At 67.4% G+C, this 13,540-nt stretch carries 16 protein-coding genes; 7 read left to right on the top strand and 9 right to left on the bottom strand.

The genetic code is table 11. The features are described 5' to 3' along the window. The first annotated feature begins 64 nt into the window (after positions 1 to 64). Positions 65 to 529, top strand: coding sequence for a hypothetical protein (locus GYM46_RS07120; protein ID WP_050771582.1), 465 nt, complete (start codon positions 65 to 67; stop codon positions 527 to 529). 69 nt (positions 530 to 598) lie between these two features. Here GYM46_RS07120 and pnp read toward each other — a convergent pair whose 3' ends face one another. The 8 genes from pnp to GYM46_RS07080 form a co-directional block, all read right to left on the bottom strand. Continuing rightward, positions 599 to 2,836: a polyribonucleotide nucleotidyltransferase gene (pnp, locus tag GYM46_RS07115; RefSeq protein WP_008260258.1), complete on the bottom strand. Its 2,238-nt coding sequence runs from the start codon at positions 2,834 to 2,836 to the stop codon at positions 599 to 601. Between the two features lie 246 nt (positions 2,837 to 3,082). After that, entirely contained in the window at positions 3,083 to 3,352 is a 270-nt protein-coding gene (rpsO, locus tag GYM46_RS07110; RefSeq protein ID WP_008261985.1) for a 30S ribosomal protein S15, read from the bottom strand. A 79-nt stretch (positions 3,353 to 3,431) separates the two neighbouring features. After that, positions 3,432 to 4,361, bottom strand: a complete 930-nt coding sequence (gene truB / locus GYM46_RS07105) for a tRNA pseudouridine(55) synthase TruB (RefSeq protein WP_008260713.1) — start codon at positions 4,359 to 4,361, stop codon at positions 3,432 to 3,434. A gap of 82 nt (positions 4,362 to 4,443) precedes the next feature. After that, positions 4,444 to 4,899 carry a 30S ribosome-binding factor RbfA gene (gene rbfA, locus GYM46_RS07100; RefSeq protein WP_008263233.1) on the bottom strand — a complete coding sequence of 152 codons (456 nt, stop codon included), beginning with the start codon at positions 4,897 to 4,899 and terminating at the stop codon, positions 4,444 to 4,446. A gap of 65 nt (positions 4,900 to 4,964) precedes the next feature. Continuing rightward, entirely contained in the window at positions 4,965 to 5,642 is a 678-nt protein-coding gene (locus GYM46_RS07095; RefSeq protein ID WP_008260345.1) for a DUF2459 domain-containing protein, read from the bottom strand. A 90-nt stretch (positions 5,643 to 5,732) separates the two neighbouring features. After that, a complete protein-coding gene (locus GYM46_RS07090; RefSeq protein WP_008264340.1) occupies positions 5,733 to 6,242 on the bottom strand; it encodes a hypothetical protein in 510 nt (169 codons plus the stop codon). Between the two features lie 30 nt (positions 6,243 to 6,272). Beyond that, complete coding sequence (locus GYM46_RS07085) at positions 6,273 to 7,205, bottom strand: Gfo/Idh/MocA family protein (RefSeq protein WP_008263975.1); 933 nt, start codon at positions 7,203 to 7,205, stop codon at positions 6,273 to 6,275. Next, positions 7,205 to 8,368 carry a DegT/DnrJ/EryC1/StrS family aminotransferase gene (locus GYM46_RS07080; RefSeq protein WP_008261952.1) on the bottom strand — a complete coding sequence of 388 codons (1,164 nt, stop codon included), beginning with the start codon at positions 8,366 to 8,368 and terminating at the stop codon, positions 7,205 to 7,207. Before GYM46_RS07080 ends, GYM46_RS07085 begins: the two co-directional genes overlap by 1 nt. 152 nt (positions 8,369 to 8,520) lie before the next feature. On the opposite strand from GYM46_RS07080, the gene GYM46_RS07075 reads away from it, so the two are divergent. The 3 genes from GYM46_RS07075 to GYM46_RS07065 are packed head-to-tail and all read left to right on the top strand — an operon-like array spanning position 8,521 to position 11,068. Continuing rightward, positions 8,521 to 9,621 (top strand): AGE family epimerase/isomerase, encoded by a 1,101-nt coding sequence (locus GYM46_RS07075; protein ID WP_008262557.1) that lies wholly within the window; start codon positions 8,521 to 8,523, stop codon positions 9,619 to 9,621. After that, the gene (locus GYM46_RS07070) at positions 9,618 to 10,127 is read left to right on the top strand and encodes a D-glycero-alpha-D-manno-heptose-1,7-bisphosphate 7-phosphatase (RefSeq protein ID WP_008263644.1); all 510 of its coding nucleotides are present in this window, start codon (positions 9,618 to 9,620) and stop codon (positions 10,125 to 10,127) included. The genes GYM46_RS07075 and GYM46_RS07070 overlap by 4 nt, the downstream gene beginning before the upstream one ends. Positions 10,128 to 10,186: 59 nt before the next feature. Further along, positions 10,187 to 11,068, top strand: a complete 882-nt coding sequence (locus GYM46_RS07065) for an alpha/beta fold hydrolase (protein ID WP_008264277.1) — start codon at positions 10,187 to 10,189, stop codon at positions 11,066 to 11,068. Here the strand turns inward: GYM46_RS07065 and GYM46_RS07060 are convergent. After that, the gene (locus GYM46_RS07060; protein ID WP_008264330.1) at positions 11,065 to 12,039 is read right to left on the bottom strand and encodes an ABC transporter ATP-binding protein; all 975 of its coding nucleotides are present in this window, start codon (positions 12,037 to 12,039) and stop codon (positions 11,065 to 11,067) included. The genes GYM46_RS07065 and GYM46_RS07060 overlap by 4 nt on opposite strands. A 106-nt stretch (positions 12,040 to 12,145) precedes the next feature. Here GYM46_RS07060 and GYM46_RS07055 point away from each other — a divergent pair, with 106 nt between their 5' ends. The 3 genes from GYM46_RS07055 to GYM46_RS07045 all read left to right on the top strand — a co-directional run bounded on the left by GYM46_RS07055 (position 12,146) and on the right by GYM46_RS07045 (position 13,536). Then, complete coding sequence (locus GYM46_RS07055) at positions 12,146 to 12,385, top strand: zinc-finger domain-containing protein (protein ID WP_008263386.1); 240 nt, start codon at positions 12,146 to 12,148, stop codon at positions 12,383 to 12,385. 99 nt (positions 12,386 to 12,484) lie between these two features. Beyond that, positions 12,485 to 12,925, top strand: a complete 441-nt coding sequence (locus tag GYM46_RS07050; RefSeq protein WP_008259598.1) for a VOC family protein — start codon at positions 12,485 to 12,487, stop codon at positions 12,923 to 12,925. Continuing rightward, a complete protein-coding gene (locus GYM46_RS07045; RefSeq protein ID WP_230307713.1) occupies positions 12,925 to 13,536 on the top strand; it encodes a DUF6655 family protein in 612 nt (203 codons plus the stop codon). Before GYM46_RS07050 ends, GYM46_RS07045 begins: the two co-directional genes overlap by 1 nt. Positions 13,537 to 13,540 lie beyond the last annotated feature (4 nt).

The raw sequence follows: 13,540 nt of genomic DNA, 5'->3' as shown, positions 1-13,540 counted from the left end.
GGCTTTCGCGCGTTAAGGGGACGGTTCATCGTCTGGGTGATCCCGCCCCTGCCCGGAGATGCCGATGCGCCGCCCCCTGTTCATCAGTTCCGCCTCAGCCGCCGTTCTGGCCTTCGCCCTGACGGTCGCGGCCTGTCAGCCCGGAAGCGACGCCCCCAACGCCTCTTCCTCTGACGCCTCTTCCTCTGGGACCGTTTCGTCGGCGGTCCCCAGCCCCGCCGCTCCTGGCCCCGCCCCGGCCGGGAACCCCGCGGCGCCGACGCCGGCGCCGTCGGAAGACGCTCAGGCTCGGATTCCGGAAGGACCGGACATGAGGCCCGAGCGGATTCCCGCCAGTGAAATCCCCTGTCGTGAGCAGATCGGCGAGGCGGCGTCCGCGCGCCTGGTCGAACGCTGCATCCAGGTCAGCCCCGCGACCCACCCGCCCTGCAACGCCGCCAACCCTTGCGACCTGATCCAGGGCGAGATCGACCGGTCCTGCAAATTGTGGGCGCGCGACGGCGATCCTCCGGCGGCGTGCCGGTCTTAGGACAGGCCGCCATGAAAAAGGCCCCGCCGTCGCCGGCGGGGCCTTCTCATTCAGCCGTGTGGCTCAGTCCTAGTCGCGACGACGACGACCGCGGTCGCCGCCGCGATCACCGCCGCCTTCGCGCTTGGGACGGCCGCCGGTGTCGTCCGACAGGGGCTCTTCGCCGCGCTCGGCGCGTTCGGCGTTGATCTTGTCGGTTAGGTCTTCACCCGTGGTCTGATCGACGACCTTCATCGACAGCTTGGTCTTGCCGCGATCGTCGAAGCCCAGGAACTTGACCTTGACCTCCTGGCCTTCCGACAGGACGTCGGCCGGGTTGGCGACGCGTTCCAGGGCGATCTGGGACACGTGGACCAGGCCGTCCTTGGCGCCGAAGAAGTTCACGAAGGCGCCGAAATCGACGACCTTGACGACCTTGCCGGAGTAGATGGTTCCGACTTCCGGTTCCGAGGCGATGGACTGGATCCAGGCCTTGGCGGCGTCGATCTTTTCCTGGTCGTTGGCGGCGACCTTGATGGTGCCGTCGTCGCCGATGTCGATCTTGGCGCCGGTCTTCTCGACGATCTCGCGGATCACCTTGCCGCCCGAACCGATCACTTCACGGATCTTGTCGACCGCGATCTTGATGGTTTCGATCTTCGGCGCATGCTCGCCCAGTTCGGCGCGCGGCGCATCCATGGCCTTGGACATCTCGTCCAGGATGTGGAGGCGACCGGCCGAGGCCTGGGTCAGGGCCTGTTTCATGATCTCCTTGGTGATCCCGGCGACCTTGATGTCCATCTGAAGGCTGGTGATGCCTTCCGAGGTGCCGGCGACCTTGAAGTCCATGTCGCCCAGGTGATCTTCGTCACCCAGGATGTCCGACAGGATGGCGAATTCGCCCGACGGCTCCAGGATCAGGCCCATGGCGATGCCCGAGACCGGACGGATCAGCGGCACGCCGGCGTCCATCAGGGCCAGCGACGAACCGCAGACCGTGGCCATCGAGGACGAGCCGTTCGACTCGGTGATCTCGGAGACCAGGCGGATGGTGTAGGGGAAGTCTTCCTTCGACGGCAGCATCGGACGGATCGCGCGCCAGGCCAGCTTGCCGTGACCGATTTCGCGACGGCCGGGCGAACCCATGCGGCCCGCTTCACCCACCGAATAGGGGGGGAAGTTGTAGTGCAGCAGGAAGCTTTCCTTGTAGGTGCCCTGCAGGCTGTCGATGTACTGCTCGTCCTCGCCGGTGCCGAGGGTGGCGACGACCAGGGCCTGGGTTTCCCCACGCGTGAACAGGGCCGAACCGTGGGTGCGCGGCAGAACGCCGACTTCCGACACGATGGCGCGGACCTTGTCGAGGGCGCGGCCGTCGACGCGGTGGGCGTTCTCGATGATGTCGCGACGCAGGACGTCGGCTTCGCATTCCTTGAAGGCGGCCGCGAACTTGGAGCTGTCGACGCCTTCGGGGTTTTCGTCGGTCTTCACCAGGGCGGCGGCGGCGGTCTTCTTGGCCGCATCGACGCCCGAGCGACGGTCGTACTTGCCGGGGTGGGTGTAGGCGGCCTTGATGTCCTCGCCGACCAGCTTCTTGATCGAGGTGACGACGTCGGAGTGGTCTTCGGCCTGGAAGTCGAAGGGCTCCTTGGCGGCGTGTTCGGCCAGATCGATGATGGCGTCGATCACCGGCTGCATGCCGGCGTGGGCGAACATCAGCGCCTCGAGCATCTTCTCTTCCGACAGCTCCTTGGCTTCGGATTCGACCATCATCAGGGCGTCTTGCGTGCCGGCGACCACCAGGTCCAGGTCAGAGCCCGGGATCTGGTCGACCGTCGGGTTCAGAACCAGCTCGCCGTCGATCAGGCCGACGCGCGCGGCGCCGATGGGGCCCATGAAGGGCACGCCCGAGATGGTCAGGGCGGCCGAGGCGGCGACCATGCCCAGCACGTCCGGATCGTTTTCCATGTCGTGCTGCAGCACGGTGATGACGACCTGAGTCTCGTTCTTGAAGCCCTTGACGAACAGGGGGCGGATCGGACGGTCGATCAGGCGGGAAACCAGGGTTTCCTTTTCGCTGGGACGGCCTTCACGCTTGAAATAGCCGCCCGGGATCTTGCCGGCGGCGAAGGTCTTTTCCTGGTAGTTGACGGTCAGGGGGAAGAAATCCAGACCCGGCTTGGGCGAACGGCCATAGACGACGGTGGCCAGAACCACGGTCTCGCCGTAGGTCGCCAGCACGGCGCCGTCGGCCTGGCGGGCGATGCGGCCCGTTTCCAGGGTCAGCGGGCGTCCGGCCCACTCGATCGTCTTGCGTTTGATATCGAACATATTTCGTCTTTCGTATCCCGGACGGCGTATTCCGTGCGGGGTCCCATCATTGGGGGCGGATGCGTCGGGCGTTCAGTCCTTCGATCCAGAGGTCGCCGCGCCATCGCGGTCGACCGGGAGAGGACCGGCATGGCCCTCGCAACTGCGCCGTAAGTCCTGCGGCGCACAGGTCGTCTCTAGTCGCACAACGAGGCGCGGACGTGACCGCCCGCGCCTCGAAAGCGTATTCTACACTGATCCGACGCCTTAGCGGCGCAGGCCCAGCTTGGCGATGAGCGCCTGGTAGCGACCGGCGTCGACCTTGTTCAGGTGGTCGAGCAGGCGGCGACGTTGCGACACCATCTTCAGAAGGCCACGACGCGAGTGGTTGTCCTTCTTGTGGGTCTTGAAGTGTTCGGTCAGGTTGGAGATGCGTTCCGACAGGATCGCGACCTGAACCTCGGCCGAGCCGGTGTCGCCAGCGGTGCGGGCGTTATCGGCGATGATCTCGTGCTTGCGTTCAGCAGTAACCGACATCGAAGAGTCCTTTCTTGGCCTATCGCGCTTCGCGCTACTTGAGGCCGTGGGGTCTCGGCCCTTGCCGGATGGCGCGGGCCTAGAGGTTGAAAACGCGGTCGGGTTCTAACCGGCCGGCCCGCAACTGGCAGAGTGCGACGAGGGTCTGGCCCTGAAAGGCTGAAACCGTTCGCGAACCGCCGGAAAGGCGATCCTTGAGGGTTTCCACCTGACGGGGGAGCAGAACGATCGGGCGTCCCTGCCGAAGCGAGAAGGCGTCCTGATCCGTCACGGCCAGCTCCGGGATGCCGTCCAGGGCGGTCGCAACGGGAAGCAAGCCTTCCGAGGCGGCGCCCCTATGCACCATTTCTTCCAGAGAATCCAGAGTGACGGCGTTTTCCGTGCTGAACGGGCCGACCCGCTCGCGGCGCAGGGCGCTTACGTGACCCTCGGCGCCCAGGGCGAGCGCCAGGTCGCGCGCCAGCGAGCGCACGTAAACGCCCTTGCCGGTGCGGATGGTCAGTTCGACATGGTCGGCGTCCGGGGCGTCGGTGACCTCGGCCGAATGGATGGTGACGCGGCGGGACTGAAGCTCGAACTCGACACCGTCGCGGGCCAGGTCATAGGCGCGGGCGCCGTCCACCTTGATGGCTGAGAAACGGGGCGGGGTCTGGTCGATCTCGCCGACGAAGGCGGGCAGGGCGGCCTTCACCGCCTCGACCGAGGGGCGGACGTCGGACCGGCCGATGATCTCGCCTTCGCGGTCCACGCTGTCGGTCGATACGCCCCAGTTGATGGTGAAACGATAGACCTTCTGCGCCTCCATCATCATCGGCACGGTCTTGGTCGCCTCGCCAAGCGCTATGGGCAGGATGCCGCTGGCCAGCGGATCCAGCGTCCCGGCGTGACCGGCCTTCTGGGCGTTGAACAGGCGGCGGATGCGGCTGACCGCCTCGGTCGATCCCATCTCGAACGGCTTGTCCAGGCACACCCAGCCGTCGACGACGTCGCCCTTCTTCTTACGGGCCATTATGCCGGGCCTATCGCGCTTCGCGCTACTTGAGGCCACGATGCTTGGCCTACCGCGCTTCGCGCTACTTGAGGCCGCGACATCAGGAGTCGCCCTCTTCCTCGTCGCGGCGTTCCAGGTCGGCGCGGACGCGGGGGTCTTCGAACAGACGGTCGAGATGGCTGGCGGCGTCGAAGCTTTCGTCGTGGCGGAAGCGCAGGTCCGGCGTGAACTTCATGTCCAGACGCCGGCCCAACTGGCCGCGCAGGAATTTGGCGTGGACGTTCAGCGCCTTGATGATCTCGCTCTCGTGGCCCGTGGTCGCGGCGGCCTCGACGCCGGCGCCCAGGGGTTCGACGAAACAGGTGGCGTGTTTCAGGTCCGGCGACAGGCGGACCTCGGTCACGGTGACGGACACGTCGGCCAGGGCCTCGTCGTGGATGTCCTCCTCACGCAGGATGTCGACCAGGGCGTGACGGATCAGTTCGCCGGCGCGCAGCTGGCGTTGGCTCGGACCGGCCGGGCCGGAGGAATTGCGGGTATGCTGTTTGTGGGCCATCGGCCGCTCCTTCTTGTTCGCCCGCCGGGGCTCGGACCCGGCCGGATAAGCGAAAGTCGGGCGGTCTAGGCGTGTGGAGCCGCCCTGTCCAGTTCCGCCGCTCTGACGGACCGCATCACCTCGCCCGAAAACGCCGAGCGCGCCGGGCGGATCGCCACCCCGCCGGCGTTCAGCGCACCGGCCGTCCAGTGGTTGCACAGGTGCAGGATCGAAAAGCTCTCCCGGCTGACGAAGAAGCGGGCGTCGTCGCCGGCGCGAGCGGTCGCGACACGCGGCCCCCCGTCTGCGAGGTCGAGCGAGGACTCGATCCGTCCCGCCATTCGATCGAAGGCGCCGGGCGGGAGGCGCAGGGCCGCGCGTCGATCGGCGGCGTGGCGGTCGCGGGGGTCCAGACTCTCCGGGTCCAGCATGACGACGGAGGGATTGCCGGGCCGGAAGAAGGCGCGCGCGCCGTCAGGCAATCGGTCCGAGATCGGACTTTGATCGACATAGAAGGCGGCGTCGCCCCAGCCGATCAGAATCCAGTCGCCGGGCGCCAGGTCCGCGACGGCCTGTCCAAGCGGCCCGCCGCGTCGTTCCAGCGCCGCGCGGGGCACGGCCAGATCGGTGTGGAAGCCGTTGTCGAGCAGATAGACCGTGACCGGCGCGTCGGTGATCGACGGGATGGACGCGCCCGGCCGGGTCCAGGTCAGCAGGGCGGCGACCACGCCGATCAGAACCGCCAGGGGCAGGGCCCATCGCATCGCTGTCTCTCCGAACGCCTCTCCAGCCATGAAGATAGACGACCAGGCGTGGCGGGCGAAAGGGCGCGCCGTCGGCGGAACGGGCTGGATCTAGGAGTCCGTGTCCGCAAACGGCGAGACCGGCGCCGTCTGCCATTCGCCGCGCCAGTCGTAACTCAGCGTCACGCAATGGCGGTAGGTCCCGTCGGCCCAGCGGCCGACCGCCTGTATCGTCAGCGGGCGGGGCGCGCGGATGCGGCTCATCACCAGCCAGACGTCGTTCGCGCCGGGACACAGGGCGCGGGCCAGACCCCGTCCGTCGCCGCTCTGTTCGATGGCATAGAGGTCGCTCTCGTTCGCCCCCTCGGGCAGGACGCGCCGCGCCTCGTTCGGCCCGCCCCGGGTGAAGTCGGCCGAACCGCGCGCGGTGGTCGAGAACAGCCGTTCCACGCTGATCGCCCCGAACAGGCCGCGCCGGACCTGGAGGGTGATCCCCTTGGTCAGGGCCTGGGTGATGCGGTCCGAGGCGTTGTAGGACAGATAGCGGGTGTCGGCGTGGGCCGGGGCGGCGGCGGACACGGCGACAACAGCGGCGGCGACGGGAACGAGAATGGAGCGCATGCCTCTTCCTCCCCGGCCATTGCGGCGACTTTACGCCTCGCCCAGGCAGCGCAGGGCGACTTCCAGATTACGCAGGCCGTCTTCCCCCGTCACCGCCGGGGTCTCGCCGGTGTGGATGGCGCGGGCGAAGGCCTCCAGCTCCTTCCTCAGCGGTTCGGCCGGCCAGCTGTTCAGCATCCGGGTCGAATAGGAGCCGTCGGGCTGCTGCCCAAAATACTCCGTCACCTGGCGGGTGATCAGGTCGGCGACGATGAATTTGGTCTTGGTGGCGACCTGCAGGGTGCGGGTCTTGTAGGGCGTGACCCAGTTGGTCGTGATGTGGGCGATCACGCCGTTGTCCAGCCGGAACTGCAGCAGGGCCGTGTCCTCGCGCTCGGCGCGGGTGCGGGCCAGCTGCGGCTGGACCTCGACGATCTCGGATCCGGTCAGGTGGCGGATGATGTCGATGTCATGCACCGCCAGATCGATGACCACGCCGACCTCGCCCATGCGCGGCGGGAAGGGGCCGACGCGGGTGATCTGGATGGAGATGATCTCGTCGTCGGCGACGGCGCGCTTGACCGTGTCCACGGCCGGGTTGAAGCGTTCGACCTGGCCCACCATCAGGACGCGGTCGTTGGCCTTGGCGGCGTCTATCATCCGCTGGGCGTCGGCCACGGTGGCGGCGATCGGCTTCTCGACCAGGACGTGGACGCCCTTTTCCAGCAGGGCGACGCCGATTTCGGCATGGAATCGGTTGGGCGTGGCCACGACGGCTGCGTCCAGGCCCGCGTCGATAAAGGCCTGGGCGGTCGTGACCGGCGCCGCCTCATAGGCGGCGGCGACCCCATCGGCGACGACCGCATCTGGGTCGAAGACCGTGGTCAGGTCGAACTCGCGCATCTCGGAGGCGACGCGCGCATGGTTGCGGCCCATGACGCCGACGCCGGCGACGCCGAACTTGAGGACGGGGGTGGTCGGCATCAGGCTTGGCCCTTGTAGCTGGCGACGGCGGCGATGACCTTGTCCTGGGTCGCCTCGTCCAGATCGGCGTGCATCGGCAGGCTGAAGACCACGTCCTTCAGACGTTCGGTCACCGGCAGGCCGCCGGCCCCTCGCGGGAAATGCGCATAGGCCGGCTGCAGGTGCAGCGGGATCGGATAATAGACGGCGGTCGGCACGTCATGGGCCTTCAGATGGGCGATCAGGCCGTCGCGGTCGGGGTGTTCGACCGTATATTGCGCCCAGTTGGAGATATTGCCCGCCGGAACGTCGGGAACCTTGGCGACGTGTGGGCGCAGACCCTCATTGTAGCGGGCGGCGATCCGGTTGCGCCACGTGATCTCTTCACCGAACACCTTCAGCTTTTCGATCAGGACGGCGGCCTGGATCGTGTCCAGGCGGCTGTTCAGGCCGATGCGCATGTTCAGATATTTGGGATCGTGGTCGAAGGTGCGGTCCTTCAGGTCCACCGCCACCGCCTTGCCGTGGACGCGGACGGAATCGATCAGCTGGGCCAGTTCGTCGTCATTGGTCAGCACCGCCCCGCCGTCGCCGTAGCAGCCCAGGGGCTTGGCCGGGAAGAAGCTGGTGGTGGTGATGTCGGCCCATTTCAGCGGATGCTCCCCGCCGATGGTGCAGCCGAAACCCTGGGCCGAATCCGCGATCAGCTTCAGCCCGTGCTTGTCGCAGATCGCCTTGATGGCCGGGTAGTCGGCGGGCTGGCCGAACAGGTCCACGGCGATGACCACGCGCGGGGTCAGACGGCCCTCGGCCTTGATCCCCTCGATGGCGCGCTCCAGCGCGACCGGGTCCATATTGTAGGTGTCGGCGTCCACATCGACGAAGACCGGCTCGGCGTCGAACCAGGGCACGACCTCGGCGGTGGCGGCGAAGGTGAAGCTGGGCACGAAGACCGCGTCGCCGCGTCCGATTCCCCAGGCCATCAGCGGCAGGGCCAGGGCGTCGGTGCCGTTGGCGCAGCCCAGGGCGTGCTTGGCCCGGCCGAAGGCGGCGAGGTCGGCTTCGAACTGACGGACCTGCGGACCCATGACCCAGGCGCCGCCGACGACGGCCTCCTGAACCGCGGCCTCGATCTTGCCGGCGAGACGCAGGCGCTGGGCCTGAAGGTCGATGAAGGGGATCATGAAAACGCGCTCTCCACGGGAATCGGGGGCGGCGGACCGACGGGTCGGGCCGCGAGGGTGGCCGCCGTCCTAGCAAGATCGAACGCGGAGACCAAACCGGGCGGCGTCACTTCGCGTTGCCCATTGCAACGATGATGTTCTAAGCCGACGCCATGTCCGCTCTCGCCGCCGCCAAGACCAAGGTCTCCAACTGGTTGTTTCACCAGGCCCTGCCGCTGTGGGCCGACCGTGGTGTGGACGGCCAGGGGCGGTTCTTCGAACAGCTGGATTTCGAAGGTCGGGCGCGGACCGGACTGCGCCGACGCACCCGGGTTCAGGCGCGTCAGATCTATGTCTTCTGCGAAGCCGCCGCCCTGGGATGGGCGCCGGGGCGCGCGGTGGCTCAGGCCGGTCTGGACCGGATGATCGCCGCCTGTCGCCGCGACGACGGCCTGTGGGTCGCGGCGACCGATGACGCAGGCGCGGTCGTGGACGAGACGCCGGACCTTTATGATCTGGCCTTCGTGCTCTTCGCCCTGGCGGCCGCGCATCGGGTGCTGGGCGACGACCGGGCCCGGCCCCTGGCGCTGGAGACCCTGGGGGCGATCAATCGGTTGATGGCGGCCCCGCACGGCGGCTGGCATGAGGCCCTGCCGCCGAGTCTGCCGCGTCGCCAGAACCCGCACATGCACCTGCTGGAGGCCATGCTGGCCTGGCAGGCGGCGGCGCCCCACCCGGCCTTCGAGACGGCTGCGCGCATGGTGCTGGACCTATGCCGCGACCGTTTCCTGATCGACGGCGCGATCCGCGAGTATTTCACCGAGGATTGGCGACCGGATCCGGCCGTCGGGCATATCGTCGAACCCGGCCATTTCGAGGAATGGGCCTGGCTGTTGCGTCAGGCTGAAATCGCCGGTCTCGACGCCGGCCCAGGCCTGGACCAGGCGGCGGAGGCCCTGCATCGCCGCGCCGTCGCCCAGGGGCTCAAGGCCGGCTTCATGATCCGCGAGATGGACGCCGACGGTGCGCCGATCCACGCCGGACGCCGTCTGTGGGCTCAGACGGAGGCTGTCCGCACCGCCCTGACCTTCGGGGACGCCGCCGCCGCAGACCTGATCGAGGCGACCTTCGCCACCCATCTGGCGACGGCCGTTCCCGGCCTGTGGGTCGACAGCTATGAGGCGGACGGGACGTCGTCGGACAAGGCCGCGCCCGCCTCCAGCCTGTATCACCTGATGACCGCCTTTTCCGAACTGCTGAGACACGACGCATGACCGGTCTGCCCGCCGTCTTTCTGGATCGCGACGGAGTCCTGATCGAGGACTCCGGCTATCCCCATCTGCCCGAACATCTGAAACTGATCCCGGGCGCGACGGCGGCGGTGCGGCGGTTGAACCGGCTGGGCTATCTGGCGGTGATCGTCACCAACCAGTCGGGCGTGGCGCGCGGTATGTTCGACGAGGCCCAGATGAACGGGTTCAACGCCCTGCTGGTCAAACGCATGGCCCAGGACGGGGCGGTGATCGGGGCGGTCTACGCCTGCCCCTTCCATCCGGAGGCGCGAGACGAACGCTATCGCCATCCCGACCATCCCGACCGCAAACCCAATCCCGGCATGCTGCTGCGGGCCATGGCCGATCACGACATCGATCCGGCGAAGTCCTTCATGATCGGCGACCAGCCGCGCGACATCGAGGCGGCGCAGCGGGCGGGCGTGTCGGGCTTCCTGTTCCAGGGCGGCGACCTGGACGTCTTCGTGCGTGAACTGATCGGCGCCTGACCATCGCAATTCTTCGTGCGGTGAATTAGTTTCCTCCTTCTTGGTTGAAGGAGCGCCCCGTGACCCTCGTCGCCGCCTATGTCGAACGTCGCTGGAAATCCCCGGACGGTCTGGACCTGTTCGCGCGCGATTATGCGCCGGGGCCCGGCGTCGCGCGTCCGCCGATCATCGCCATTCACGGCCTGACCCGTAACAGCGCCGACTTCGGCGCTCTCGCGCCTTTTCTGGCCCAGAGCGGACGGCGCGTCCTGGCCGTCGATGTTCGCGGGCGCGGCCTGTCGGATCGTGCGTCCGACCCGATGACCTACCGGCCCGATGTCTATGCGAAGGATATGCTGGCCCTGATGGATCAGGCGGCGATCGACCGCGCCGTCTTCGTCGGCACCTCGATGGGCGGGCTGATCACCATGGCCCTGACGGCCCTGAAGCCCCGGGCGGTGGTCGCCGCCATATTGAACGACATCGGTCCCGAGGTGGCGCCCGAAGGTCTGGCGCGCATCGCGTCCTACAGCGGCCAGCCCGTCGAGATCGGCTCATGGGCCGATGCGGCGGCCTATGCGAAACGAATCAACGGGGTCGCCTTTCCCCACTATTCCGACGCCGACTGGGACGGGTTCGCGCGGCGCATCTTCCGCCAGCAGCCGGACGGGGAGATCGAACTGGACTATGATCCGGACATCTCGGTTCCGATCCGGGCGGCGGGGGCCAAGGCCCTGGTTCCCAACCTGTGGCCCATGTTCCGGCGTCTGGCGAAGACCAAGCCGACCCTGCTGGTGCGGGGCGGGGAGTCCGACCTTCTCAGCCCCGCCATCGCCGAGAAGATGAAGAAGGCCGCGCCGGCCATGGCCTATGTCGAGGTCCCCGGCGTCGGCCACGCCCCGATGCTGGACGAAGCCGAGGCCAAGGCGGCGATCTTCGAATTCCTGGCGGACGTGGATTAGTCCTTCGTCGGATCGACCTGGCTGGCGTCCCCATAGGTCAGGGCCAGGAAGACGTCTTCCAGGTCCGGGTCCTCGGTGGTGATGTCGGCGATGGTCACGCCGGCGGCGCGGACGGCGTTGATGACCTGTTCCACCGACGATTGCCCCTTCTTGTAGGTCACGGCGAAGGCGCCGCCGGGACGGGGCGTGACCTGGAAGCCGTCCAGAACCGGGGGCGTCGCCTGGGGCGTCTCGGGCGTGACGACCACATTGCGGCTGTCCAGACGGCGCAGCAGTTGCGGCGTCGGCTCGCAGGCCACCACCTGGCCCCGGTTGACGATGGCGATTGTGTCGCAGAGCTCCTGCGCCTCTTCCAGATAGTGGGTGGTCAGGACGATGGTCACACCCTCGGCGTTGATCTGGCGCACATAGGCCCACAGCTGGCGGCGCAGTTCGACATCCACCCCCGCTGTCGGCTCGTCCAGGATCAGGATAGGCGGATTGTGAACCAGGGCCTTGGCCACCATCAGGCGGCGCTTCATTCCGCCCGACAGGGCGCGGACGTAGGCGTTGGCCTTGTCCGACAGGCCCAGCGCCGCCAGCAGTTCGTCCGAGCGGCGTTCATTCTTCGGCACGCCGTAGAAGCCGGCCTGGACCTCCAGCGACTCGCGTGGGGTGAAGAAGACGTCGGCGACGATTTCCTGCGGGACAACGCCCAGGGCCGCGGCGGCGTCGCGCGGCTCCTTGTCGATATCGCGGCCCCAGATGGTCACCGTGCCTTCCGACTTCTTGACCACTCCGGCCAGGATGTTGATCAGGGTCGATTTTCCGGCGCCGTTGGGCCCCAGAAGTCCGAACACCGAACCGCGGGGAATGATCAGATCGACCCCGCGCAGGGCCGTCTTGGGCGCCGACTTCTTGGAGCCGGCGTAGGTCTTCTTCAGCCCGCGCACCTCGATGGCGTTGTCGGGCAGGGTCGTCGCATCGGTCATTCGGGGCGCTTTGATCGAGAAATCGGGTCGCGCGGCGGTTTGACGCCGCCGGACGGGCCGCATAGGTATGCGCCCGACGCCTCCTCGCCAAGATACGAGCCGAATAATGCCGCCCCGCCATCCCGACGCGATCATCCCTCCGCCCGAAGAAGTCGTGGTTTCGACCAAGCGCGTCGCCTGCGACGGCGGCGGCGGCGCCCTCGGCCATCCGCTGGTCTATATGGACATGGGCGAGGACGACTTCATCGAGTGCGGCTATTGCGACCGCCGCTTCGTCCTGTCGGCCGATCCGCACGACGAGAGCGAATATCTGAGCCCCGCCGCCCGCGCGCCCGAGGCCCATTGAATACAGGCCCGCTGAGCCTGTCACCTCAGTTGAATCGTGGTTTCGCCATCTGGCGGCTATAGAGGGCGTCAACCGCGCCTCCCGGACGGAGACACACGCTTGCGTTATCTGCACACCATGGTCCGCGTACAGGACCTCGACGCCTCGTTGCATTTCTATTGCGATCTGTTGGGCCTGCAGGAGGTGCGACGCACCGAGAACGAGAAGGGCCGTTTCACCCTGGTCTTCCTGGCGGCGCCCAAGAATCTGGAACAGTCGGCGGCGGAATGCGCCCCCGAGGTCGAACTGACCTTCAACTGGGATCCGGAAACCTATCAGGGCGGCCGCAACTTCGGCCATCTGGCCTACAAGGTCGATGACATCTACGCCGCCTGCCAAAGGCTGATGGATGGCGGAGTGGTGATCAATCGTCCGCCGCGCGACGGCAATATGGCCTTTGTCCGGTCGCCGGACGGTATTTCGATCGAACTGCTGCAGGAAGGCGAGCCCCTGGCCCCTGCCGAGCCCTGGGCCTCCATGGACAATACCGGAACATGGTGATGCGTCACCTCGCACTGGTATCGACGGCGGCCCTGGCGTTGTCGGCCTGCGCCTCGACCACCGAGACCTATATCGGCCGCACCGCGACCGAACAGCTGCTGATGGCGCGGGCGTCGGACAAGGCGGTGGAGGGTTTGTCCCTGCCCCTGCCGACGGCGGCGTCGATCTTCGTCGATGAGTCCTATTTCCAGGGCGAGGGCTCGCGCTACGCCATCAGCGCCATTCGCGCCGCCCTGTCTGACGCCGGATACCGCCTGGCGCGCAACAAGGACGAATCCGACGCTGTGTTCGAGATCCGGCCGGGCGCCCTGTCGCTGGAACAGATGCGCCGCGTCTTCGGTCTTCCGGAAATGCGGATTCCCATCAACGAGACCCTGAACGTCGTCTCGCTGCCGGAACTTTCGGTCTACAGCAATCGCGACCGGGTGGGCGTCGCCGAGTTTTCCGGCTTCCTGTACGAGGCCAAGACCGGGGCTCCCCTGGGCGCGGTCCTGCCCATGATCGGCGAGTACAGGATCCGCAGTCACAAGCTGCTGATGATCGTCAGCTGGGGTCAGCAACAGGCCCAGCCGGGACGGCGCGACCCTGGATCCAGCTGGACCGAATTCTGACGGC

This window comes from Brevundimonas mediterranea (assembly GCF_011064825.1).
Lineage (GTDB): Bacteria > Pseudomonadota > Alphaproteobacteria > Caulobacterales > Caulobacteraceae > Brevundimonas > Brevundimonas mediterranea_A.
Note: the sequence above shows the minus strand (reverse complement) of the source record. Positions and strands in the feature narration are given on the sequence as shown.